Raw genomic sequence first — 25065 nt, forward strand, 5'->3', positions numbered from 1 at the left:
CCATTGCGAACATAAATGCCAAAAGCGTGCCAAGTTTGGTGACTGTGTTCACCGGGCTTCAAAAAATATTGAACAGCGACACATGAAAAAGGTTCCGAACCGCCATCCGTTTCCTGCTATTTTTGGTTTTTGTTTAGTAGTTTCTCTGCTCTTTTCACCTACACTTTCCGCCCAGGATGATGCGGCGGCCCAAGAGCCGGCAGCCGAGGCTTCGGCTGCAGCCGGTGGGGAGGAAGGGCCCTGCGGCCCCGGGGATGCTGCCAACGGAAAACAATTGTTTAACCAGAACTGCGCAGCGTGCCACGCCCTGGACCGCCGTATGACGGGGCCGGCCCTGGCAAACGTCGCCGTTCGCCTCACCGAGGAGGAAGGCCTGGACTGCGAGTGGATCTACTCCTGGATCCGGAACAGTGCCGGGAAGATTGCTTCCGGCGATGCCTACGCCAACGAAATTTACGCGGAATACAACCAGGCGGCCATGACGGCCTTCCCGACCCTGAGCGATCAGGATATTGCGGATATCCTGGCATACACCGAGGCGCCGCCTCCCGCCCCTGCCACAGCTGCAGCGCCAGCGGCCGGCCAGGCTGCCGGGGGAGGATCCGGTTCCGGCCTGTCCAACGATTTGGTGCTGGGGGCGCTGTTACTCGTATTCGGGATCCTCGTGGTGATGCTCGTTTTGGTCAACAAGACGCTGCGCCGTATTGCGGAAGCCAGCGGCGTGGTCCTCGAGAAGGAGAAGGCGCAAAAAGGGACGCCTATCTGGAAAGCCTTTGCACAGAACCAGTTCCTGGTCCTGGTAACGGTCATCTTCCTGATGCTCGGCGCTGCCTATTTTGCCTACGGCTGGATGATGCAGGTGGGCGTGGACCAGGGCTACCAGCCCATCCAACCCATCCACTACTCGCACAAGATCCACGCCGGGGATAACGGTATTGAATGTAAGTACTGCCACTCTTCCGCCCGGAAATCGAAGCACTCTGGAATTCCTTCCCTGAATGTGTGCATGAACTGTCACAAGTCTATTTACGAGTACACGGGCAACCCGGAAGGGCCGTCTGCGGAAGACCTGGCCAAGGGGTATACCAACGAATTCTACACGGGCGAAATCAAGAAATTGTACGCCGCCGTGGGTTGGGACGAGGAAACCCAGAGCTATACGGGCGAGAGTCAGCCTGTGGAGTGGGTCCGCATCCATAACCTGCCGGACTTCGTCTACTTTAACCACTCCCAGCACGTGGAAGTGGGTCAGATCCAGTGCCAGACCTGCCACGGCCCCGTGGAGGAAATGGAAATCATGTACCAGGATGCCCCGCTCACTATGGGGTGGTGCATCAACTGCCACCGGGAGACCAACGTCCGTATGGAGGGGAACGACTACTACGAGAAAATTCACGAGGAGCTTGCCAGGAAGTATGGTGTGGAACAGGTTACAGCGGCCCAGATGGGCGGCCTGGAATGCGGCAAGTGCCACTATTAATTTAAGGATCAAATCAGTTTAGACAGATCGCATATGGCATCAAACAAGAAATATTGGAAGAGCGAGGCGGAACTTTCCCCGGACAATTCCATTGTTGAGAAGCTGAAACAAAACGAATTCCCGGAGAAACTCCCGGAGGATGCGTTCCTGGGCGACAAGGAGCAGCTGGCGGGGAGCCAGACTTCCCGTCGGGACTTCCTGAAATATGTCGGCTTCAGCACGGCGGCGGCTTCCCTGGCGGCCTGCGAGGGGCCGGTGCATAAGTCCATCCCTTACGTGATGCAACCCGAGCGGATCATCCCGGGTGTCGCCAATTACTATGCCACGACGATTGCCGACGGGTACGATTTTGCCAGCATCCTGGTGAAAACCCGGGAGGGTCGCCCGATCAAAATAGAAAACAACAAGGAAGCCGCTGTACTGGGCAGTTCGAATGCCCGGATCCAGGCTTCCGTCCTTTCCCTCTACGACAGTACGCGCCTGCAAGGCCCCCGGAGTGCGGAAGGGGATGTTGCCTGGGATGGCCTCGATGCAGCCGTCCGCGCCAAACTGGGAAGTTTGCAGGGTAGCGGCCGGCAGATTGCCCTGCTGACCCAGACCTATGCGAGCCCGTCTACGGAAAAGCTCGTAGCCGAGTTTGCCGAAGCCTACCCGGAAACGGTTCACGTCACCTACGACGCTGTCAGCTCGGATGCTGCGCTGAATGCCTTTGAGGCGAAATACGGGGAACGCGCCCTGGCGGATTACGACCTGTCCAAGGCCGACCTGATTATCTCCTTCGGCGCCGATTTCCTGGGTGACTGGCAGGGTGGAGGCTACGACGGCGGGTATGCTAAAGGCCGGATTCCCAAGGACGGGAAGATGTCCCGGCACGTACAGTTTGAATCGAATATGAGCCTGACCGGGGCGAATGCGGACCAACGCGTGCCCCTGACCCCGGCCCAGCAGAAGGTTGCCCTGGCCCACCTGTATGCCAAGCTCAATGGCACCAGTGTTTCCGGAGACCTGCCCGAAGCGGCGGTCCGGGCCCTGGACCGGGCGGTTAGCCAGATTGCAAAGAACCGGCGCCGCGCCGTAGTCCTCACGGGACTGGACGATGTGGATGCACAATCCGTGGCCCTGTCCATCAACGAAATGCTCGGCAGCGAAGCTTTTGAGCCCGATGCCCCGCGCTATGTGCGCCAGGGGAATTCGGCTGCCGTACGTCAGCTGATTGCCGATATGCAGGCCGGCCGTGTGGGCGCCCTGATCATGGACGGGGTGAACCCGGCCTATTCCCTCCCTGCATCCGCCGGGTTTGCAGAAGCCATGCAGCAAGTAGACCTGTCGGTATCTTTCTCCACCAACTGGAATGAAACCACCGAGCTCTGCACCTTTACGGCAGCGGCGAACCATTACCTGGAATCCTGGGGGGATGCACAGTTCAAGAAAGGACATTACAGCCTGATGCAGCCCGTGATCCGGGAGCTGTTCGACACCCGCCAGTTCCAGCAGAGCCTGCTGGTTTGGATGGGGTCAGAACAGACATGGCACGACTATATCGCCCAGACCTGGGAGGAGGGAATCCTCGCCGGCGGCGATTGGAACCAGGCCTTGCACGACGGCGTCTACGCACCGGGAGGTATGGGGATGGCCGACCCGGAAACAGCCGCTGCAATTGCTACCGATAAAGAAACCGAAGCTGCTTCCCCGGAAGGCGAAGTCAGCAGCGTCGTACCGATTGCCTCCTCGCTCCAGCGACTGGCCGCCGCCACAGGCGGGGGCATGAGCCTCGTCTTGTATTCCAAGGTGGGGATGGGAGACGGCCGGCAGGCGGGTAACCCCTGGCTGCAGGAATTCCCCGACCCGATCACCCGGGTGAGCTGGGATAATTACGTCACTGTATCCAAGGCGGATGCCGCGGACCTCGGACTGGTCAACGAACACGTCGCAAATGGCGGCCTCGACGGCAGTTATGTGAACCTCACGGTAAATGGCGCCACCCTGCAAAACGTCCCTGTCATCATCCAGCCTGGCCAGGCTCCCGGCACCCTTGGGCTGTCCTTCGGATACGGCAGGCAGGTGGGGATGAAATCGGAGATGCAGACCGGGGTGAACGCTTTTGCCCTGTACGAGAATATGGATTCCGTCCAGGAAGTAGCTGTTGAGAAAGCTGCTGGCATGCACGAATTTGCCTGTATCCAGCTGCACAATACGCTGATGGGCCGGGGCGACATCATCAAGGAGACGACCCTGGAAATTTTTAACACGGAAGATCCATCCCACTGGAACCATGTGCCGCAAGTGTCCCTGAACCACCAGGAGGTGCCCGCCACAAGCGTCGACCTCTGGGACCACTTCGACCGCTCGGTCGGACACCATTTCAACATGTCCATCGACCTGAATGCCTGTACGGGCTGCGGGGCCTGCGTCATTGCCTGCCACGCCGAGAACAACGTGCCGGTGGTAGGGAAGCAGGAAATCCGCCGCTCCCGCGACATGCACTGGCTGCGGATCGACCGGTATTACTCATCGGAAGACACCTTTGAGGGAGACAATATTAAGAAAGACGAATTATCCGGCGCCATGGAATCCAAGGCCGGTTTCGAGGAGATGGAAGACCCGGCGGCCAACCCGCAGGTGGCCTTCCAGCCGGTGATGTGCCAGCACTGTAACCACGCTCCCTGCGAAACTGTCTGCCCGGTTGCAGCTACCGCGCACAGCCGCCAGGGTCACAACCACATGGCGTACAACCGCTGCGTGGGAACCCGGTATTGTGCGAACAACTGTCCGTACAAGGTGCGCCGTTTCAACTGGTTCCTCTACAGCGATAACGAGGAATTCGACTACCACATGAATAACGACCTGGGCAAGATGGTCCTGAACCCGGATGTGAACGTGCGTTCCCGCGGGGTGATGGAGAAGTGCTCCTGGTGTATCCAGATGACCCAGAAATCCATCCTGGACGCCAAGCGCGAGGGACGCCCCGTTACCGACGAGGAATTCCAGACCGCCTGTTCGAATGCCTGCAGCAGCGGGGCCATCGTCTTTGGCGACATCAACGACGCGGAAAGCGAAGTGTCCAAACTGGCCGCCGACGACCGGATGTACCACCTGCTCGAGCATGTGGGAACCCGGCCCAATGTATTTTACCAGGTCAAAGTCCGTAATACCAACGAAGCATAAAATTTAAGAAACGTAAATAAGATTCTATGGCGTCGCATTACGAAGCACCGATACGCAAGCCCCTGGTACTGGGTGATAAGGGATACCACGATGTTTCCGTGGATATCGCTGCCCCGGTGGAGGGGAGGGCCAACAAGCAGTGGTGGATTGTATTTACCATTGCGCTGGCTGCATTTCTGTGGGGGATCGGGTGTATCATCTATACGATTTCTACCGGTATCGGTACATGGGGCCTGAACCGCACGGTAAACTGGGCCTGGGACATCACCAACTTTGTCTGGTGGGTGGGTATCGGCCACGCCGGAACGCTTATCTCGGCTGTATTGCTGCTCTTCCGCCAGAAATGGCGTATGGCCATTAACCGCTCTGCGGAGGCGATGACGATATTTTCCGTGGTCCAGGCGGGACTCTTCCCGATCATTCACATGGGCCGTCCCTGGCTGGCCTACTGGGTGGTGCCCATCCCGAACCAGTTTGGGTCGCTCTGGGTGAATTTCAACTCGCCCTTGCTCTGGGATGTGTTTGCGATCTCCACCTATCTGTCCGTTTCCCTGGTCTTCTGGTGGACCGGACTGTTGCCGGATTTTGCGATGATCCGCGACCGGGCCGTAAAGCCCTTCCAGAAAAAGATCTACAGCCTGGTGAGTTTCGGCTGGAGCGGGCGCGCCAAGGACTGGCAGCGCTTTGAGGAGGTATCCCTGGTACTGGCCGGTCTGGCTACGCCTCTGGTACTCTCCGTACACACCATCGTATCCTTTGACTTTGCCACCTCGGTAATCCCGGGATGGCATACCACCATCTTCCCGCCTTACTTTGTGGCGGGGGCCATTTTCTCCGGCTTCGCAATGGTACAGACCCTGCTGATCATCATGCGGAAGGTCTGCAACCTGGAAGCGTATATCACCGTACAGCACATCGAGTTGATGAATATCATCATCATGATCACCGGTTCCATCGTGGGCTGCGCCTATATCACCGAGCTGTTCATCGCCTGGTATTCGGGCGTGGAGTACGAGCAGTACGCATTCCTGAACCGGGCCACCGGGCCCTACTGGTGGGCCTACACCCTGATGATGACCTGTAACGTGGTCTCTCCCCAGGTAATGTGGTTCAAGAAAATCCGCACGAGTATCCTGGTTTCCTTCATCATTTCAATTGTGGTGAACATCGGGATGTGGTTTGAGCGTTTCGTGATCATCGTAACCTCCCTGCACCGGGACTACCTGCCGTCTTCCTGGACGATGTTCTCGCCGACCTTTGTGGATATTGGAATTTTCATCGGCACCATCGGGTTCTTCTTCGTCCTGTTCCTGCTCTACGCGAGGACCTTCCCGGTTATCGCCCAGGCCGAGGTGAAGTCTATTTTGAAATCCTCCGGGGAGCGCTATAAGAAATTGCGGGATGCCGGGAAGCCGCTGTACGAGATCCGCACAGCAGTTCCCCGTACGGCCGACCAGGTTCCGCCGGCTGCACAGGCAACCACTCCGCCCCCTGCGGGCGATGATCCTGCCCAGGTGAGCAGCCTGCTGGATGCGGTAGGAGCCTTCGACCCGGTTACCCAAACCCCGGACAATTTGAAACGGATCAAGGGTATCGGACCGCAGATGGAAGAAAAACTGAACCAGATCGGAATATACACCTTCGCCCAGGTGAGCCGGATGACCCAGCGGGAATACGACCTGCTGGATTCGATTACCGGTTCCTTCCCGGGACGCGCCCAGCGCGACGACTGGGCCGGGCAGGCGAAACTTTTAAATGAAAAACAATAACAGCAATGGCATCCAAGGTTATACAGGCATACTACGATGACGACGACGTGCTGATGCACGCCGTGAAGAAGGTTAAGGCCGCCAGGCACCACATTGAGGAGGTGTATTGCCCCTTCCCCGTGCACGGCCTCGATAAGGCCATGGGCCTGGCGCCCACGCGGATCGCCATTACCTCGTTTATGTACGGCTGCCTCGGGCTGACAGTCGCTATCGTGATGATGAATTACATCATGATCCAGGACTGGCCCCAGGATATCGGGGGCAAGCCCAGCTTCAGCTATATTGAGAACATGCCGGCGTTTGTACCGGTTATGTTCGAGATGACGGTGTTTTTCGCCGCCCACCTGATGGTGATCACCTTCTACCTCAGGAGCCGGCTCTGGCCATTCAAGAAGGCCGAAAACCCGGATCCGCGCAGCACGGACGACCACTTTATCATGGAAATCGAATTGCACGGCGACGAGGCTGCCCTGACCGACCTGCTCCGGGAAACCGGCGCCGTAGAGATCAACCGAGTCGAAAAGTAAAACAGCGCAATGAAGAATACGCTCTATACCGCCCTGATATTCACCGGCATCCTGATCCTGGCCTCCTGCCAGGACAAGCGGGAGCCCAATTACCAGTACATGCCCAATATGTACGAACCGGTTGGCTATGAAGCCTACGACGAGGTGGAATGGCTCCCCGGGGGTTCCATGGCCCTGCTCCCGGCAGAAAACACCATCGCCCGGGGCGCTTTACCCTACGGCCTGGAGAATACCCCGGAAGGCAAGGAATTGTCCCGTGCGCTGACCAGCCCGTTGGATTCCCTGAACCGGGAAGAGAACCTGGCCGAGGGGGCGGCGTTGTACGCGCTGTACTGTGCCATTTGCCACGGGCCCAAGGGCGACGGGCAGGGGAACCTGGTAAAACGCGAGAAAATCCTGGGGGTTCCCAGCTATGCGGACCCGGGACGGAATATCAATGTCGGGACCACCTACCACGTGATCTATTACGGCCAGAACGCTATGGGGTCTTATGCCACGCAGCTGGATGAGAAAGAGCGGTGGCAGGTTTCCGAATACGTGATGAAACTCAAGGAAGATTTAACACAATAAAGCAGCATTGCAGATGTATACTTTCTCGAACAGATTGAAAATCGGATCCGTCATACTCATGGCCCTCGGGCTCATGGGCATGGCCATAGGGTTTATCTCTGCCCCTTCAACGGTTGAGGAGGCCAAGGCCATGGTCTCGGCTTCCCACGACGACGGTCACGGCGGAGGCCATGAAGCTGCTGCGCAAACTCACGAAACTACCTCGTACGACAGTACGACCGAGCACGGGGCAGCTGCCCAGGATGCGGACCACTCTCTCGACCACGACGAGCATCTGCTCCACCAGTTGCAGAACCGCCCCTGGTCGGCCATCTATATCGCCGCTTTCTTTTTCTTTATGCTGGCGCTGGGTACCCTGGCCTTTTACGCGGTCCAGCGGGCAGCCCAGGCCGGTTGGTCGCCCTTGTTGTTCCGGGTGATGGAGGGGATTACCGCCTACCTGGTACCCGGGGGGATTGCCATTTTTGTGATCCTGGTCCTTTCCGTACTCCACATGAACCACCTCTTTGTGTGGATGGATGCCGAAACGGTTGCCCACGATGAGTTACTGCAGGGAAAGGCCGGCTACCTGAACCCGACCTTTTTCCTGATCCGCGCTGCCGTGTTCCTTGGGGGATGGATCGCCTACCGCGAAGTGTCCCGCCGCCTGTCGCTTGCGCAGGACGAGGCCAATGACAACTCGAATTTTATCAAGAATTTCCGCTGGTCTGCCGGTTTCCTGGTGTTCTACCTGGTCACTGAGTCCATCATGTCCTGGGACTGGATTATGAGCGTCGACCCGCACTGGTTCAGCACGTTGTTCGGATGGTATGTTTTCGCGAGCATGTTTGTCTCGGGAATTACCACCATTGCCCTGGTAACAATCTACCTGAAGTCCCGGGGGTACCTGCCGGATGTCAACGACAGCCACATCCACGATTTGGGTAAATTCATGTTCGGCATCAGTATTTTCTGGACCTATCTCTGGTTTGGCCAGTTCATGCTGATCTGGTATGCGGATATCCCGGAAGAGGTGACCTACTTCGTCACGCGGATTGAAGATTTTAAACTGCCGTTCTTCGGTATGGTGGCGATGAACTTTTTGTTCCCGCTCCTGGTATTGATGAACAGCGACTACAAACGCATCAATTGGTTTGTGGTCATGACCGGGATCGTGGTCCTGCTGGGGCACTACCTGGACGTCTACCTGATGATCACCCCCGCTACGGTTGGCGACCAGTGGTATATCGGGGTGCCGGAGATCGGGGCTGTGCTGTTCTTCGGAGGGGCGTTTATTTTCTGGATATTCCGGGCAATGACCAAGGCGCCGCTGCAACCGACGCGGAACCCGTTTATCGAAGAGAGCAGACAATTTCATTATTAGAAGATATTTAGCGAATTATATCCGTTTACAATGACAGCATTATTGACGATCTCTGTTTTGGTTTTAGTGGCTATCGCCATCTGGCAGATGACCAAGATCTTTGAATTCTCCCAACTCAAGGCTAAAACAGCGAATTCGGAAGTTGCCAGCGACGAGGACAACAAGAACAACGGGTACCTGATGTTCGGGTTTTTGGTGTTCATCTATTTGCTCACCATATTCTGTTTCTGGAAATACAGCAAGTTCCTGTTGCCGGAAGCCGCCAGCGAACACGGGGGGGATTACGACCAGTTGATGCTCTGGAGCTTTGTGATCATCTTTATCGTCCAGTTCATCACCCAGGCGCTCCTGCACTACTTCGCCTTCAAATACCGGGGCGAAGAGGGCAAAAAAGCGCTGTTTTACGCGGACAATGACCGTCTGGAATTTATCTGGACCATTATCCCGGTGATTGTCCTGGCCGGACTGATTATCTGGGGCCTGTATACCTGGACGAATATCATGGACGTCAACGAGGAAGACGACCCGCTGATTGTGGAGCTCTATGCCCAGCAATTTAACTGGACGGCTCGTTACGGGGGGGCGGATAATGTGCTGGGGGATGCCAATGTCCGGATGATCGATATCGACCGGGCAAACGTGCTCGGGCTGGATGAGTCCGACCCGAATGCCGCCGACGACATTATTGTGAAGGAATTGCATCTGCCCGTTGGGCGGAAGGTAAATTTCAAGATGCGTTCCCAGGACGTACTTCACTCTGCCTACATGCCCCACTTCCGGGCCCAGATGAACTGCGTACCCGGGATGATTACCGAGTTTTCCTTCACCCCGACGATCACCACCGCCGAGATGCGCCAGAAGCCGGAAGTCATGGAAAAAGTGGCACGCACCAATGCCATCCGGGCAGAACGCGCAGCGGCAGGGGAGCCGAATTCGGATCCGTGGGAATTTGATTTTATTTTGCTCTGCAACAAGATCTGCGGTAAGTCGCACTACAACATGCAGATGAAGATCATTGTGGAGAGCGAGGAAGATTACCAGGCGTGGATAGAGAGTCAGACGACTTTTGGGGAGACCGTTACCGCCGCCGAATAAAATTGCTATAAAAGAAAAAGAATAAAACAAAAGCACTATGTCAGCACACGCACATGCGATCGCCGATGATCACGCGCACGACGATCACGGACATCACCACAAAGAGACTTTTGTCACCAAATATATTTTCAGCCAGGATCACAAGATGATCTCCAAGCAATACCTGATTACCGGCCTGATCATGGGCTTTATCGGTATTGCCATGTCCCTGCTTTTCCGGATGCAGCTCGCCTGGCCCGGGGAATCCTTCCCGGTGTTTGAAGCTGTGTTGGGGAAGTGGGCCCCGGAAGGCGTTATGGATGCGGACATCTACCTGGCCCTTGTTACGATCCACGGGACCATCATGGTCTTCTTTGTATTGACAGCCGGATTGAGCGGTACGTTCAGTAACCTGCTGATCCCGCTGCAGATCGGCGCCCGGGATATGGCATCCGGGTTCCTGAATATGCTGTCGTACTGGATGTTCTTCCTCTCGAGTGTAATCATGGTGATTTCCCTGTTTGTGGAGGCCGGACCGGCAGCCGCCGGTTGGACGATCTACCCGCCATTGAGTGCCCTGCCGATGGCCCAGCCGGGTTCGGGTATGGGAATGACCCTCTGGCTGGTCTCCATGGCGATATTTATCGCTTCCTCCCTGCTGGGATCCCTGAACTATATTGTAACGGTTATCAACCTGCGGACCAAGGGGATGTCCATGACGCGCCTGCCGCTAACCATCTGGGCGTTTTTCGTCACGGCCATCATCGGGGTGATCTCTTTCCCGGTGCTCCTGTCTGCCGCCTTGTTGCTTTTGATGGACCGGAGTTTCGGCACCTCGTTCTTTCTGTCCGATATTTTTATTCAGGGCGAAGTTTTGCACTACCAGGGCGGATCCCCGGTTCTGTTTGAACACCTGTTCTGGTTCCTGGGACACCCGGAAGTATATATCGTGATCCTCCCGGCGATGGGAATAGTTTCCGAAGTGATGTCGGTCAATGCGCGGAAGCCCATTTTCGGGTACCGGGCGATGATTGCCTCCATCCTGGCGATTGCCTTTTTGTCCACCATCGTATGGGGGCACCACATGTTTATCTCAGGGATGAACCCGTTCCTGGGCTCGGTATTTACCTTTACCACCCTCCTGATCGCGATCCCTTCGGCCGTTAAGGCGTTTAACTGGATCACCACGCTCTGGAAGGGGAACCTGCAACTGAACCCGGGCATGCTGTTCTCAATCGGGATGGTATCCACGTTTATCACGGGGGGGCTCACCGGGATTATCCTGGGTGACAGCACCCTGGACATCAACGTACACGACACGTATTTCGTGGTGGCCCACTTCCACCTGGTAATGGGTATTTCGGCCCTTTACGGACTTTTTGCCGGGGTCTACCACTGGTTCCCGAAAATGTTCCAGGGCCGGATGATGAACAAGAACCTGGGCTATGTCCACTTCTGGGTCACCGCAGTAGGCTCCTATGGGGTGTTCTTCCCGATGCACTTTGTCGGGATGGCCGGCGTACCCCGGAGATATTACGAAAACACCGCCTTCCCGATGTTCGATGAACTCGTGGACATCCAGGTGCTGATGACGGTATTTGCCATTATTACGGCGGCCGCACAATTGGTCTTTGCCTTCAACTTTGTCCGCAGCATCTTTTACGGCAAGCGCGGACCCCAAAACCCCTGGCAGGCCACAACCCTGGAATGGACGGCTCCCCAGGAGCACATCCACGGCAACTGGCCGGGCGCCATCCCGGAGGTGCACCGCTGGCCGTACGATTACAGCAAGACCTACGAGAACGGGGAATACATACTGCCCGGACAGGATTATGTGCCCCAGCACATCCCGCTCCAGGATGAAGAAGAGGAATTGCAGCATTAGCGATTTCTGCAACAAATTATTTAGAAGGCCCGTCGGAAGACGGGCCTTTTTATTGGCCGGCAGGGCTCGGGTGGCCGGATAGGGGTGCGGCCATGTGCCGCAGCCAGGGAGGGGCAAGCCGAATCGGGGGAAGCGGGAATTGGTTTATCTTTAGGTCCGAATAAAGAACCATATGAAGCGAATAGAGAAAATACGCGCACTGGCCCTGGTCCTGGCCTTGTTGGTCGGTGCAGGCGCCTGGGCCCAGCGCAAACCCAGGATCAAGGGAAACCGCAACCCGGTGGAAATCACCGAAAGCCTCCCGCCCTTTAAGTATCTCCGCCTGGAGGACGACCTGGAGGTCCGGATCCGGCAGCAGGGATCCGGCGGATACGAGTTGCGGGTAGACGACAACCTGGTGGATGTTTTGCAGTTCCAGGTGCAGGACAGCACGCTTGTAATTTCTTCGTTTTACGATATTACCGGGAGCCGGGCCCTGGACATCACCGTTTTTTTCCGGGAGCTGTCCGGGGTGGAAGTGCTTGCGGGCAAGCTCATCGGCGAGGCTGAGTTTAATGCCGACCTGTTCAGCATCCGTACGGAAGGGGCGGCCGGGGCCGAGTTGCGCCTGCGCGCTTCCCTCTGCGATGTGACGCTTGCGGGCAACAGCAGGGCCGACCTGAATATCGGGGCGGAATCCCTGGTGGTTCGGATGGCCGAACGCTCGGATGCGACTATCTACACGGATAGTGATACGATATCCGCTGAACTCGGGGACAATGCCGACCTGACACTCGAGGGTATCGGCGACCACGCGGTGTTGAGGCTCTCGGGCGAAAGCGGTTTATCGGCCCGAAAACTGGTGGCGGGTATCCTGGAAGCAAACCTTTCCGGGGCGACAACGGCCCGCATCCATGCGGGGACCTCCCTGATCCTGGATGCCAGCGGACAGTCCCGCACTTACCTCTATGGGGAACCCGCGGTGACCTTGCGCCGGTTTGCGGACCGGGCCGAACTTCACAAGGAACCCGACTGATCGGCAATCGGGACTTCACTTAAGCGGGTCGGCGGGATGCCAAATCCATCCACCAGGGCCCGGGCGTGGGGTCGCAATTCGGTACATAATCGTTCTACCCGGCTGCGGATAGCCTTCGACTTCCTTTTGCCGATGTACCCCTGTTCCAGGTACCAGGCAGCATCCGCCTGGATCTCCGACAGGGCGTGGAGCGTCCCGAGTTTCCGGATCAGGTCGGCATGCGGGTCGTCCCCAAGCTCGTTTGCGTGTTCGAGGAATAATTCGAAAGCCAGCAGGGCGGCATAAGCCCGGCCCAGGGCCAGCAGATGCGTCTGTACCTTCAGGAAGGCCTGGTAGGCGGGGACCCCCTTTTTGATATAATCGCGGATCCGTAGGGCCAGCGTATAGGTTAACCGGTCCGTGCGGTAGGTTAGGGCGTGTCGGTGGAAGGCCGGGTTATAGAGATGTTCCCTATCCGTTTTATTCGTGTAGGCCGGGTTGATGGCGGACAGGCGCTTTCCGATTTGTGTCCCGAGAAGCCGCAAGACCCCGAAGAAATCGTCCGAATTGAATTCCGCCCGGAAATCCGTCAACCGGCTTTTTGCCGCCAGTTGCAGCAGGACGGTATTATCCCCCTCAAATGTGGTGAAAATGTCCACGTCGTTCTTCAACTGGCCGATCCGGTTTTCCAGGAGGTAGCCTTTTCCGCCGCAGGCTTCCCGGCACTCCTGCAGGGTCCGGTCCGCGAACTCGGTCACCAGGGCCTTCAAGCCGGCAACCCCGGCCTCCAGCTGACGCGTGTCCGTACCGTCCGCCCCGTCATAGGATTTCAGCAACCGGGTCAGGGCAGCCTGGTATACATAACTGCTGGCCACCGCCGGCAATAGGCGCACCTGGTGGCTCGGGTAATCCATGATCAGATCCTCCTGTACGCGGGCGGCGTCGTTGAACTGCCGGCGCCTGAGTGCGTAGCGAACCGCAATCGACAGGCCAAACCGCGCCCCGGCCAGGGCCCCCCGGGCCACACAAATCCTGCCGCCCACCAGGGTTCCCAGCATGGTGAAAAACCGCTTGTTCGGATTTTTGATATCCGAGTGGTAGCTGCCCGATTCGGTAATGCTGCCGTACCGGTCCAGGAGGTTTCCTCGGGGAACGCGTACCTGGTTGAACCAGATCTTGCCGTTATCCACCCCGTTAAGACCCATTTTGTAGCCGTTGTCTTCCACCCGGATACCGGGCAACAGCTTGCCGCTCCCGTCCCGCATGGGTACCAGCACGGCGTGTACGCCATGGTTTATACCGTCCACGATCAGTTGGGCAAACACCGTAGCCATCTGCGCGTGCATCGCATTGCCGATATACTCCTTGTTGTCGTCAGGGCCCGGGGTATGCACGACCAATTCATCGGACTCCTTTACATAAGTGGCCGTGGTGCGGATTCCCCGCACATTCGATCCGTGACGCGTTTCGGTCATGGCAAAGCAGCCCAGCAATTTGGCCGTGCCAGCGTCCTTCAGATAGGCCTCCCAGTGCCGTTTTGTGCCCAGTTTCTGGATGCTGCCGCCGAACAGCCCGAACTGCACCCCGAATTTGACGCACAGGCTCCCGTCGATAAACATCAGGTTTTCGAAAAGGGCGGCATAGGCGGGCATGTCGTTTTTCCCCCCGTACTCCGGGGGATACGCCAGGGCGCCATAACCCTCTGCAGCCAGGCGTTTTAACTGTTGGAGCACGCGTTGCCGATGGGCTTCCTTATCCCGGACCAGGTGCGGCTCAAAAACCGGGGCGTCCAGGAATTCCCGGAACGTCAGGTAGTCCGGATAATGCGGGCGGAGGCTCAATTCCGCCAGAACTTCCCCCCGGAATTCGCTGGCCACTGCCACCGGGACGGCATTTTGCCCGAAAAGGTGTCGGTAGTGGTTGGGCTGAATGCCCAGGTTGACCTCGATATCCCTCAGGACGGGATGGGGCGAACCCCCCGGCGCCTGCGATTCGGCAAAAGCTGCCGCAAATTCGCTCAGGGGGTAGTCGGCATCTTCCCGGTAGGAGACCCCGCTCCGGACTATCAGGTGGTTCCAGTGACGGAACTCCTCCTCTGCCGGGGGGGATTCCCGGACCAGCCATCCCAGGAGCCGGTTGCGTTCTTCATGGCTCAGGCCGGGGTCGTCTGCGATGGCTTTTTTTACAACGGCTATTTCGGAGGCGGAAAGGAGGTCGTCCGACCAGATTACGTAGAATACGGGCAGGTAGGGGTAGATTCCCTGGGAATACGAATAGGTTTGCATTCCCGTAAATTACGATTTCCCGGGTTTCCCTTCAAGCGCTATCAGCGAATAAAAAACCCCGCTGGCAGGCGGGGTTTCCCTTGCATCTGGAGGCCTGGTCCCAAGCGGATATGCGATTTTGCACTTATTGGGGGCCGGCCGCAACGATTTCCGGGTTAACCCCCGATTCGAATCGTTTAAAATTCTCCCGGAAAAGTGTAACGAGTTTGGACATCGTGGCGTCGTAGGCTTTCGGGTCCTTCCAGGTAGACCTGGGCAGCAATACTTCCGCGGGCACATCCGGGCAGGACTCCGGGACCTGCAGTCCAAAAGCCGGGTCTTCCCTGAAGGAAACGCGCTCGAAATCCCCATGGTGGATGGCGTCGAGCATCGCCCGGGTGTATTTGAGCTTAATCCGGGAACCCTCCCCGTAGGCCCCTCCGGTCCAGCCGGTATTTACCAGCCAGGCGGTGACCTCGTGTTTCCTGATTTTCTCCGCCAGCAATTCCGCGTAACGGTTCGGGTGCCACATCATGAATGCGGCACCAAAGCAGGCACTGAAGGTGGCCTCGGGCTCGGTGACCCCCATTTCCGTCCCGGCTACCTTGGCCGTATACCCGGAGATAAAATGGTAGCTGGCCTGCTCCGGGGTGAGCTTGCTTACCGGGGGGAGGACCCCAAAGGCGTCACAGGTGAGGAATATGATGTTTTTGGGGTGGCCGGCCACACAGGGGATCTGTACGTTTTCGATATGCTCGATCGGGTAGGAGGCCCGGGTATTCTGGGTAATGGAGGTGTCGGTGTAATCCACCTTCCGCGTTTTCTCATCGTAGACCACATTTTCCAGGACGGTACCAAAACGGATGGCATTGAAAATATCCGGTTCGCTTTCTTCGGAAAGGTCAATGGCCTTTGCATAGCAACCGCCTTCGATATTGAAGGTGCCGGAATCTGTCCAGCAGTGCTCGTCATCCCCGATGAGCTTTCGCTTCGGGTCGGCGCTGAGGGTGGTTTTCCCGGTACCCGACAAGCCGAAGAGGATGGTCACATCCCCGTCGTGGCCCACATTGGCCGAGCAGTGCATCGGGAGTACGTCGCGAAGCGGCATCAGGTAATTCATCACGCCGAAGATGCCCTTTTTCATCTCCCCGGCATACTGGGTGCCCAGGATCACGATTTCCCGCCGCTCCAGGTGTACATCCACGGATGTCTTGGAGGTCATTTCGCTGGTATAGATATTCGCCGGGAAACCGCCTCCGTTAAAGACTACGTAGTCGGGTTCCCCGAAATCCTCGAGCTCCTGGGCCGTTGGCATGATCAGCATGTTCTGCATAAACAGGGCGTGGTAGGCCCGGGTACAGATGATGCGCACTTTCAACCGGTAGTCCGGGTCCCAGCCGGCAAAGGCGTCCACCACAAAAAGCCGCTTGCAGATATTCAGGTAGTCGATGGCCCGTTCGTGGTTCACCATATAGGTGTGTTCGTCCAGGCCGATGTTGATATCCCCCCAATCGATGTGCTTTTCCGACTCCGGGTGGCGGACGATCCGTTTGTCTTTGGGGCTCCGGCCCGTTTTTTCCCCGGAATAGACCAGCAGGGCGCCCACGTCGGAAATTGCGGTGCCGGGTTCGTTGCGAAGGCCAATTTCATAGAGGACGGGTACTGAGGTATTCCGGTGGATGTCTGTGACGGTAATGCCGTATTTGGAGAGGTCGAATGCTGCCATGTTTAAAAGGTGTTAAAAGGGTTTCTTGTTTGTTTACCCCAGGGGGTCCGATGTGGCATTCGGCCTGCCGCCGGAAGGGCCGGACAGGGCCGGCAAGAATATCACATTACAAAGTAGCAGAATCTTCCCAGTAGAAAATATGATAATTATCAACGAAATAAAAAGAATTGGGCCGTTAGGCCACCGGGGTATGTGGCCCGTATTGTTATCTTTGTCTGTGATATGAATGAACATCTGGACCCTACGGCAGACGGACTATCCCCTGAGGAGCTCGACATCGAACGGGCGCTTCGGCCGGTTTCCTTTGACGATTTTACGGGACAGTCCCAGGTACTCGAGAACCTTACGGTGTTTGTTCAGGCGGCCAACCTCCGGCAGGAAGCCCTGGACCACACGCTGCTGCACGGCCCGCCCGGGCTGGGGAAGACTACCCTGGCGCATATCCTGGCCAATGAACTCGGGGTGGGGCTGAAGGTTACCTCCGGGCCTGTTTTGGACAAGCCGGGCGACCTGGCAGGGTTGCTTACCAACCTGGAACCCAGGGATGTCCTGTTCATCGACGAGATCCACCGGCTCAGCCCGGTGGTGGAGGAATACCTCTATTCGGCCATGGAAGATTTCAAGATCGATATCATGATCGAGACCGGGCCGAATGCCCGATCGGTACAATTACACCTGAACCCCTTTACGCTGGTTGGCGCCACCACGCGTTCGGGCCTGCTTACGGCCCCCATGAGGGCGCGCTTTGGCATTTCCAGCCGGCTGGAATACTACAACACGGAGCTCCTGGCCACCATTGTGCAGCGCTCTGCGGAAATACTGAAAGTCCCCATCACGGAGGACGCCGCCATCGAGATTGCCGGCCGCAGCCGGGGTACCCCCCGGATCTGCAATGCGCTGCTTCGCCGCGTCCGGGATTTTGCCCAGATCAAGGGGAACGGGAACATCGATATGGAGATCTCCCGTTTTGGCCTGAAGGCGCTCCACGTGGATGCCTACGGCCTGGACGAGATGGACAACAAGATCCTCGCAACCATCATCGACAAGTTCAAGGGAGGGCCCGTAGGGCTTACCACCCTGGCCACGGCGGTCTCCGAAAACGCCGAAACCATCGAGGAGGTCTACGAACCCTTCCTGATCCAGCAGGGCTTTATTATGCGCACCCCCCGCGGCCGGGAGGTCACCGAACTCGCCTATCAACACCTGGGCCGCATCAAAGGCGGGGGGCAACCCGGACTTTTTTAGGGCAGGATCCACCCGGCTCACGGATACTATGAGCCGTCATTTTTTGTATTTTGAAACCCGGACCCCGCCGGGTTCTAAATTAGACCATGCCAACCAATCGGTTCTTCCTCCTCATTTTCCTGGTCTGGGCCCTTGGGTTACAAGCCCAGGCGCCCTATGAATTGAACCCCAAATACCCGGTCCATTCCCTGGATGGAGTTTTATCTGTCTGGAAGGATTCCACAGAAGTCCTGTCGCCGGAAATCTTGCTGGAAGCCCCGCCGATGGGGGCAGAACAAGGGGATGCACTGCCGCAATACCTGGATGTACGCTGGCCCTACTGGGGGAAGCTTACCCTGCTGGCCACCGATTCCCTGCCGGGCTGGAGGCTGCATTTCGAGGATAAAATGATCGGGCCTCCCGCATGGACCAAGAGCAATGGCAAGGTGGATGTCTGGGCCTATGCCCGAGGGGAGTTGCTCTTTCACAAGAGGAGCGGGGTGGAGTACCCCAAGGCAGTGCGCGACCGGGCGCCCCACTGGGTGCTCAACAGTGTGGGGCTCGACGGGATTCCCTCCGGGGTGCCGGTGACCCTGGTGATCCGGGTGGAGGGAAACAGCATTGGCTATCCGCCGTATTTCCACCTGACCGCCCGAAGCCCGGAACAACCCTTTTACCACCAGATATTCCAATTCAATACAAGTTTTAACGTCTTTATGTTCGGGGCGGCACTGATTATCTTTATCTACCACCTGCTCCAATTCCTGTACATGCGCGAGCGGGTAATTCTGTGGTTTGTTCTCTGGCTGGGATTTTGTACGCTCACCCAGGCCATGACCGTAGGCCTGCTGATCGGGGATATCTCCCGCTTCCGGCTCCCAGTCCAAATTGCCATTTCCAACGGTGTTTTTTACACGTTTTGGTTCTTTGGCCGTGCCTATGTGGGCTCCCGTCAGAAGTTTCCTGTCCTGGACCGGTTTATCAAGGGTTTGGCCCTGTTGACCCTGGCGGAAATCATCACGGTGGTGACCTATGTCATCGTTTTTGATCCCCAGGCGTATTTTACGGCGGTCGGCTGGCACTATCAGTTCTTGCTAATCTACACGCTGGGAAGCCTGGGCCTCGCTTTGGCCCTTATCCTCAAACAAGATGCTTTTGCACGCTATTTTGGGATCGGTACCCTGGTAGGGGGGCTTGGGCTGCTGGTGGGTATCTTTTGGTCTATGGGCCTGATCAATTTGCGGTTTTTGGGGGTGGATCCCTATGCGACGGGCATTTTCCTCCAATTGCTGATCTATTCCCTTGGAATCGCCTACCGACGGCAGACCCTTGCCAAACAGGCGGCTGAAGAACGGGTGCGGGCGGCTGTTTCCGAAAGCGAAGTCAGGCGCATCAGCGACCTGAACGCCTTAAAGAGCCGATTTTTTACCAATATCAGTCATGAGTTCCGAACACCGCTTACCCTGATACGCGGCCCGATTCAGGCAGCACTGGACCGTTCAGGAAAGGAAGGCGGAAGCGAGGTGCGCCTGCCCGCCCGCGACCTGGACATGGTCAGGCGAAATACGGAACGTTTGGAAGGCCTCGTGGATGAGTTGCTCGAGTTGTCGCGAATTGAAAGCGGCAAGGCAGAAATCCTGCTGACCCACGGCGATGTTGAGCAAGTTCTGAAATCCGTGGTCTTCGCTTTTGAGAGTTTGGCTGAGCGCAGCAATATTGCCCTCCGGGTGGACCTGGGGGATGCCGGGGTAGGCGGGTCGGCGAATGCTGAACAAGATGTCGGGGCGGACCCCATCTGGTACGACCGGAACAAACTCGAAAAAATTATTTATAACCTCCTGTCAAACGCCTTTAAGTATACCCCGGATGGGGGAAGTGTTTCCTTTAGTTCCGGTATTAAATCCGGACGTTTGCGCTTGGAAATCTCGGATACCGGAAAAGGGATTCCCGCTGCGGATTTGGAGCAGATCTTTGAGAGGTTCTACCGGGTGGAAGGAGATGAAGCGCACGGCTCCGGGATAGGCCTGGCGCTCTGCAAGGAACTCGTGGAACTCCAGGGCGGGGAGCTTAGCGTGGAAAGCACGCCGGGCAAGGGTACATCCTTCAGCGTTTGTCTGCCGACTCGCCCGGAGGATTTCCCCAAACCCAACCGGCTGGAACAAGACGCCGCCCCCGATTTGCCTGCTGCCGGCCCCCTTCCCGCGATTAATAGAGATGTTGGTCAGCCGAAGTCCGGGGAGCAGTTAAAGAACGCGTCTTCCTTACCCCGTATCCTGCTTGTGGAAGACAATGCAGACCTGCGCCAGTTTGTGGGGGAGGTGCTACAGGAAAATTACCGGGTGCTCTATGCAGAAGACGGGTTGCAGGGGGAGCGGATGGCGATAGAACACATACCCGACGTGGTGGTATCCGATGTGATGATGCCCCGCAAGGACGGTTATGAGTTATGCCATGCCCTGAAGACCAATACAAAGACCAGTCATATTCCGATAATCCTGCTAACTGCCCGTGCCGGACAGGAAAACAAGATGGAAGGTCTGTTCCAGGGGGCCGAGGCTTACCTCACAAAGCCTTTTGAGGCACGGGAACTCCTTGTCCGAATCCGGAACCTGATGGGTCGGCAAAAGGCACTCTGGGAAAAAATGCAACATTCCTCCCTCGTGCTTTCGGGGGAACTCGACCTGCCTTCATTGGACGACGCCTTCCTGAAAAAGGTGGGAAGTGCCATAGAGTCACACCTGGACAGTGCGGAGCTCTCCGTGGAATTCCTGGCCCAGCAGGTGGGTTTTAGCCGGGCCCAATTGCACCGGAAGCTCAAAGCGCTTACGGGGAAGTCACCCAACCAGCTAATCAATGAGGTCCGCCTGGAAAAGGCGCGCCTGCTCCTGCAAAGCCGTTCGGCGACAGTCTCCGAGGTGGCCTATTCCGTCGGGTTTTCCAATCTATCTTACTTCACAAAGCGCTTTCGGGAACGTTATGGGATGACGCCGAGTGCGTTCATCGCTGATACTGAGTAGCTATTCAACCGTTGAAACCCCCGGTAGAATGGGGTGCTTCAGGCCCATGCAACATAATTGTCAGGAATTGCGACATTTCTTTTGGCCGGCCCGGAACGGATTGGACAACTTGTGGCTGTATTCACCTTGTGCGCATTGCACATAACAACTTAAAAGCCATGTTTTATGAAAACTTCTGTACAACATCCGTCTGAACGATTATTGAAATGTCGAACCATGCTCCGCCAAACGAGTCTGCCGGGCCTGTTGGCAGCCGCGGTGTTTTTGCTGCTGGCCAGCGGTTGCAGCAAGCCCGAAACCGGGGAGGATGCCTCCCTGAGCGCAGTAAGCGCCAAAACCAAGGTGGAGACCCTGGACTCCCAGTTGAAACAAGCCCGAAAAGCTGCCATGCGCTTCCACAGTTTTCAGCAGGCCGTTAAACACGGCTATGCGGACCCCTATCCGTTCAACCCGTCCCCCTATGTCCCGAACATGGGCTTCCACTATATCAACGTGGGCCTGATGGACGGCACTTTTGAGGTGGAACGCCCCGAGATACTCCTCTATGTCCCCAACAAGCAGGGTAAACTAAAGCTCGTTGGGATAGAATACGCCATCCCGGCAGCCCCGGACTCGGAGGCTCCTGAAGGATTTATTGGGGATGAGGACCACTGGCATTACAACCCGGAAGTGGCCGGGGGAGCCTGGACACTGCACGCCTGGGTGGTGATGGATAATCCGGATGGGGTTTTTGCATCCTTCAACCCGGATGTCCCAGTTTCCGACCCTTCGCTGGATTGATTTTTAACGCACCCTGGAAGTAACGAACTGTATATAAGCAATGAAAACCAAAATCCACCTTTGCCTGTCGGGCTTATTCCTGGCGGCCCTTATGGGGAGCTCCTGCAAGGAGCAGGCAACTCAAACGACAATGGCAACGGCAGAATCGCCGGCCGAATCCTCCGAAACTGACCGGCTGGCGCGGGGGGAATACCTGGTTGGGGTCATCGGTTGCGCAGATTGCCACACGCCCAAGAAGATGACCGAACGCGGGCCGGTTCCCGACATGGATAAATACATGATGGGATACGACGCCAGCCAGGCGATGCCCCCTGTACCCGAAAGCGTGCCGATAGGCCCATGGGTGTTGTTCAAAGGCGACCTGACGGCAGCCGTTGGTCCCTGGGGGACTACCTATGCGGCCAACCTGACCCCGGACGACACCGGGATCGGGACCTGGACGCTGGATCAATTCGGCAAGGCCGTTCGCGAAGGCAAATTCAAGGGTCTCGATGGAGGTCGCCCGATCATGCCACCCATGCCGGTGGAGGCCTACAGCAAGCTTTCGGACGCAGACCTGGAGGCGATCTTTACCTATTTGAAATCCCTCAAGCCCGTCCGGAACGTCGTTCCCGGGTATGAGCCGCCAGCGGGTTCCTGACTTTCTTTTCCCGTTAATTCAGATTACCTTCGGGGTAAACCGGATGTGATGGGAGGAGCTGCACACGCCAAACTGATAAAAGCCGAGGCCAAACGCCTGGGCTTTTTGTCTTGCGGCATCTCCAGGGCCGGTTTCCTGGAGGAGGAGGCCCCGCGCCTGGAACGTTGGCTCAAGGCCGGGATGCACGGGGAGATGGGCTGGATGGAAAACCATTTCGACAAGCGCCTCGACCCGACGCTGTTGGTCCCGGGTGCCAAATCCGTCGTCTCTCTCCTGCTTAATTACTACCCGGAAGAGCAGCAACCGGAATCCACCTACCGGGTTTCCAAATACGCGTACGGGGAGGATTACCACCGGGTCATCAAGGATCGCCTCCGGGAACTGTTGCATGTAATACGCACCGAAATCGGGGAGGTGGAAGGACGCGCTTTTGTAGATTCGGCCCCCGTATTGGACAAGGCCTGGGCGGCGCGGAGCGGCCTGGGCTGGATGGGCAAACACTCCAACCTGCTCACCAAGGAAGTGGGGTCCTATTATTTTATAGCCGAATTGATCCTGGACCTGGAATTGCCCCCGGACGCCCCGGTGACCGACCACTGCGGGACCTGTACGGCCTGTATCGATGCCTGCCCCACCCAGGCCATCACGGAGCCCTATGTGGTGGATGGCAGCAAATGTATATCCTACTATACCATTGAATTGAAATCGGAAATCCCGGCTTCGGCTAGCGGACAGTGGGCCGATTGGATTTTCGGCTGCGATATTTGCCAGGACGTCTGCCCCTGGAACCGATTTGCCACCCCCCATAGCGAACCCCGGTTTAACGCCCATCCGGAATTGTTGGAAATGACCCGGGCGGACTGGGAGGAACTCACCGAAGAAGTATTTCGCCAGGTCTTCCCGAAATCGGCGGTTAAGCGGACCAAGTTTTCCGGCCTTAAACGGAATATCGCCTTCCTTTCGGATGGGGACACGGCCTCCGAAAACGATTTCGAAAGGGAATAAGGTGCAAATATTCGCATTTTAAGAGAGGTAAAACCATTAAGTTGCTATATTGAAGTCCGATTTTATGCGGATTCCGCAATTGCCGATAACCGGAAGCCAACCAACTAACTCCTTATGTCACTACCCAAACCGCAGCTCAGTTTCTGGCAGATATTCAATATGAATGTCGGCTTCCTGGGCATCCAGTACAGCTTTGGCCTGCAGCAAAGCGCCATCAACCCGATATTCCTATTTCTCGGGGCCTCGGAGGAATTGCTACCCATCCTGAATATCGCGGGCCCGGTGACCGGCCTGATCGTCCAGCCGATTATCGGGGCGATATCCGATAAAACCTGGTCGCCCCGCTGGGGCCGCAGGAAACCCTTTTTCCTGATCGGTGCGCTGATCGGCAGTATCTGCCTCTTCCTCTTCCCGCTGAGCCCGGCCCTCTGGTTTGCCGTCGGTTTGCTCTGGCTGCTCGATGTGGGGAACAACATGGCTATGGAGCCTTATCGCGCCTTTGTAGGCGATAAATTGCCGGATAAGCAGATGAGCCTGGGCTACCAAATGCAAAGCCTTTTTGTGGGAGCCGGCATCCTGCTGGCCAATGCTTCGATCTTCCTGTTCCAGGACTGGTTCGGGGGAGGGGAGGAGCTTACCGGGTCCGTTCCGAAGTGGCTCTATTATTCGTTTTTTATCGGCTCCTTCCTCTCGCTGGCCACCATCCTCTGGTCGGTACTGAAAACCCCGGAAATCCCGCCGGACGCCAAGGAGCTGGCCGAGATCAACCGGCACAAGGCCCTGCCTTTTGCGCAGCGCCTTAAAGTGCCTTTTGTGGAAATTGCCGAGGCTGTCCGGGATATGCCCAAATTTATGTGGAAGCTGGCCGGGGTTTACCTGTTCCAATGGTATGCCCTGTTTGTTTACTGGCAGTTTATCACGCCCCTGTTCCGGACCACGATGGGCTTTGACACTTCCCAGGCAGCGGCCCAGGCGGCCAAGATGAGTACCACCTACAACATTGTGACCGCCCTGGTAGCCCTGGTCCTCGTGCCCCTCACCATGCGGTTTGGAGGGAAAAAGGTCTATGCGCTCAGCCTCTTCGGCACGGCCGTGGCATTGTTCTGGATTCCGTTTATCGACGACCCGGTGAATGTTCTCTTCCCGATGATCCTCTTCGGCATTGGCTGGGCGGCCATGATGGGAATCCCTTACAGTATGGTCTCCAAGATCGTACCCCAGGATCGGCGGGGCGTCTATATGGGAATCCTGAATATGATGATCGTGATCCCGATGGGGATCGAGACGCTGTCTTTCGGGGCGATTTTCTCGAATTTCCTGGGATCGGACTCCGTCAACGCGATGTTGTTTGCCGGGGCCTTTTTTGCTATAGCCGGGTTGCTGGCCCTGCGACTGAACGTGGCAAAGGCCAGGGCAGAGGTGGCTGAGGTTATGGGGGATTAGGCCAAAAGTCATTTGCCCGCGGCCCCCCAGGGGGAACCCCTTCTTCCCCCTAAAACCAAAATACCCCTGTATTCCGCAAGAACCCATCAGTTTCCGGCAGGGAAAAGCGGCCCATGGGCGATTTTCGATTTTTCAAATC

The 25065-nt window shown here is 57.0% G+C and carries 17 protein-coding genes; 15 read left to right on the forward strand and 2 right to left on the reverse strand.

The genetic code is table 11. The annotated features are described in order from the left end of the window. The first annotated feature begins 82 nt into the window (after positions 1–82). The 9 genes from AC3DKS_RS06160 to AC3DKS_RS06200 all read left to right on the forward strand — a co-directional run bounded on the left by AC3DKS_RS06160 (position 83) and on the right by AC3DKS_RS06200 (position 12848). Positions 83–1480, forward strand: a complete 1398-nt coding sequence (locus AC3DKS_RS06160) for a cytochrome c3 family protein (protein WP_272607606.1) — start codon at positions 83–85, stop codon at positions 1478–1480. Between the two features lie 33 nt (positions 1481–1513). Continuing rightward, complete coding sequence (locus tag AC3DKS_RS06165) at positions 1514–4645, forward strand: TAT-variant-translocated molybdopterin oxidoreductase (protein ID WP_272607605.1); 3132 nt, start codon at positions 1514–1516, stop codon at positions 4643–4645. A 26-nt stretch (positions 4646–4671) separates the two neighbouring features. Further along, positions 4672–6414: an NrfD/PsrC family molybdoenzyme membrane anchor subunit gene (gene nrfD, locus AC3DKS_RS06170; protein ID WP_012813665.1), complete on the forward strand. Its 1743-nt coding sequence runs from the start codon at positions 4672–4674 to the stop codon at positions 6412–6414. Positions 6415–6419: 5 nt separating this feature from the next. Continuing rightward, positions 6420–6941: a DUF3341 domain-containing protein gene (locus AC3DKS_RS06175; RefSeq protein WP_012813664.1), complete on the forward strand. Its 522-nt coding sequence runs from the start codon at positions 6420–6422 to the stop codon at positions 6939–6941. 9 nt (positions 6942–6950) lie between these two features. Next, on the forward strand, positions 6951–7511 hold the full coding sequence (locus AC3DKS_RS06180) for a c-type cytochrome (protein ID WP_012813663.1): 561 nt from the start codon (positions 6951–6953) through the stop codon (positions 7509–7511). A 13-nt stretch (positions 7512–7524) separates the two neighbouring features. Next, positions 7525–8874 carry a quinol:cytochrome C oxidoreductase gene (locus AC3DKS_RS06185; RefSeq protein WP_272607604.1) on the forward strand — a complete coding sequence of 450 codons (1350 nt, stop codon included), beginning with the start codon at positions 7525–7527 and terminating at the stop codon, positions 8872–8874. 30 nt (positions 8875–8904) lie between these two features. After that, entirely contained in the window at positions 8905–9969 is a 1065-nt protein-coding gene (locus AC3DKS_RS06190; RefSeq protein ID WP_041326865.1) for a cytochrome c oxidase subunit II, read from the forward strand. Positions 9970–10006: 37 nt separating this feature from the next. After that, positions 10007–11833 carry a cytochrome c oxidase subunit I gene (locus AC3DKS_RS06195; RefSeq protein WP_041326864.1) on the forward strand — a complete coding sequence of 609 codons (1827 nt, stop codon included), beginning with the start codon at positions 10007–10009 and terminating at the stop codon, positions 11831–11833. A 172-nt stretch (positions 11834–12005) separates the two neighbouring features. Further along, positions 12006–12848: a GIN domain-containing protein gene (locus AC3DKS_RS06200; RefSeq protein ID WP_272607603.1), complete on the forward strand. Its 843-nt coding sequence runs from the start codon at positions 12006–12008 to the stop codon at positions 12846–12848. Here the strand turns inward: AC3DKS_RS06200 and AC3DKS_RS06205 are convergent. Further along, positions 12830–15112: an acyl-CoA dehydrogenase family protein gene (locus AC3DKS_RS06205; RefSeq protein WP_272607602.1), complete on the reverse strand. Its 2283-nt coding sequence runs from the start codon at positions 15110–15112 to the stop codon at positions 12830–12832. The two genes, AC3DKS_RS06200 and AC3DKS_RS06205, sit on opposite strands and share 19 nt — an antisense overlap. Before the next feature lie 124 nt (positions 15113–15236). Further along, complete coding sequence (gene pckA, locus AC3DKS_RS06210; RefSeq protein WP_272607601.1) at positions 15237–16817, reverse strand: phosphoenolpyruvate carboxykinase (ATP); 1581 nt, start codon at positions 16815–16817, stop codon at positions 15237–15239. A 222-nt stretch (positions 16818–17039) separates the two neighbouring features. Between pckA and ruvB the strand changes: the two genes are divergently transcribed. The 6 genes from ruvB to AC3DKS_RS06240 all read left to right on the forward strand — a co-directional run bounded on the left by ruvB (position 17040) and on the right by AC3DKS_RS06240 (position 24926). After that, a complete protein-coding gene (gene ruvB / locus AC3DKS_RS06215) occupies positions 17040–18062 on the forward strand; it encodes a Holliday junction branch migration DNA helicase RuvB (protein WP_272607600.1) in 1023 nt (340 codons plus the stop codon). An 86-nt stretch (positions 18063–18148) separates the two neighbouring features. Then, positions 18149–21058 (forward strand): hybrid sensor histidine kinase/response regulator transcription factor, encoded by a 2910-nt coding sequence (locus AC3DKS_RS06220; RefSeq protein WP_420592519.1) that lies wholly within the window; start codon positions 18149–18151, stop codon positions 21056–21058. Between the two features lie 216 nt (positions 21059–21274). After that, complete coding sequence (locus tag AC3DKS_RS06225; protein ID WP_272607597.1) at positions 21275–21838, forward strand: hypothetical protein; 564 nt, start codon at positions 21275–21277, stop codon at positions 21836–21838. 40 nt (positions 21839–21878) lie between these two features. Beyond that, positions 21879–22478, forward strand: a complete 600-nt coding sequence (locus AC3DKS_RS06230; RefSeq protein ID WP_272607596.1) for a diheme cytochrome c-553 — start codon at positions 21879–21881, stop codon at positions 22476–22478. A gap of 48 nt (positions 22479–22526) precedes the next feature. Continuing rightward, the gene (gene queG, locus AC3DKS_RS06235) at positions 22527–23483 is read left to right on the forward strand and encodes a tRNA epoxyqueuosine(34) reductase QueG (protein WP_272607595.1); all 957 of its coding nucleotides are present in this window, start codon (positions 22527–22529) and stop codon (positions 23481–23483) included. A 114-nt stretch (positions 23484–23597) separates the two neighbouring features. Beyond that, entirely contained in the window at positions 23598–24926 is a 1329-nt protein-coding gene (locus AC3DKS_RS06240) for an MFS transporter (RefSeq protein ID WP_272607594.1), read from the forward strand. The last annotated feature ends 139 nt before the right edge of the window (positions 24927–25065 follow it).

This window comes from Robiginitalea sp. (assembly GCF_982776155.1).

Coding starts and splice junctions, on each gene's coding strand:
- AC3DKS_RS06160 (WP_272607606.1), top strand. CDS start 83: ATGAAAAAGGTTCCGAACCGCCATCCGTTTCCTGCTATTTTTGGTTTT.
- AC3DKS_RS06165 (WP_272607605.1), top strand. CDS start 1,514: ATGGCATCAAACAAGAAATATTGGAAGAGCGAGGCGGAACTTTCCCCG.
- nrfD (WP_012813665.1), top strand. CDS start 4,672: ATGGCGTCGCATTACGAAGCACCGATACGCAAGCCCCTGGTACTGGGT.
- AC3DKS_RS06175 (WP_012813664.1), top strand. CDS start 6,420: ATGGCATCCAAGGTTATACAGGCATACTACGATGACGACGACGTGCTG.
- AC3DKS_RS06180 (WP_012813663.1), top strand. CDS start 6,951: ATGAAGAATACGCTCTATACCGCCCTGATATTCACCGGCATCCTGATC.
- AC3DKS_RS06185 (WP_272607604.1), top strand. CDS start 7,525: ATGTATACTTTCTCGAACAGATTGAAAATCGGATCCGTCATACTCATG.
- AC3DKS_RS06190 (WP_041326865.1), top strand. CDS start 8,905: ATGACAGCATTATTGACGATCTCTGTTTTGGTTTTAGTGGCTATCGCC.
- AC3DKS_RS06195 (WP_041326864.1), top strand. CDS start 10,007: ATGTCAGCACACGCACATGCGATCGCCGATGATCACGCGCACGACGAT.
- AC3DKS_RS06200 (WP_272607603.1), top strand. CDS start 12,006: ATGAAGCGAATAGAGAAAATACGCGCACTGGCCCTGGTCCTGGCCTTG.
- AC3DKS_RS06205 (WP_272607602.1), bottom strand. CDS start 15,112: ATGCAAACCTATTCGTATTCCCAGGGAATCTACCCCTACCTGCCCGTA.
- pckA (WP_272607601.1), bottom strand. CDS start 16,817: ATGGCAGCATTCGACCTCTCCAAATACGGCATTACCGTCACAGACATC.
- ruvB (WP_272607600.1), top strand. CDS start 17,040: ATGAATGAACATCTGGACCCTACGGCAGACGGACTATCCCCTGAGGAG.
- AC3DKS_RS06220 (WP_420592519.1), top strand. CDS start 18,149: ATGCCAACCAATCGGTTCTTCCTCCTCATTTTCCTGGTCTGGGCCCTT.
- AC3DKS_RS06225 (WP_272607597.1), top strand. CDS start 21,275: ATGCTCCGCCAAACGAGTCTGCCGGGCCTGTTGGCAGCCGCGGTGTTT.
- AC3DKS_RS06230 (WP_272607596.1), top strand. CDS start 21,879: ATGAAAACCAAAATCCACCTTTGCCTGTCGGGCTTATTCCTGGCGGCC.
- queG (WP_272607595.1), top strand. CDS start 22,527: ATGGGAGGAGCTGCACACGCCAAACTGATAAAAGCCGAGGCCAAACGC.
- AC3DKS_RS06240 (WP_272607594.1), top strand. CDS start 23,598: ATGTCACTACCCAAACCGCAGCTCAGTTTCTGGCAGATATTCAATATG.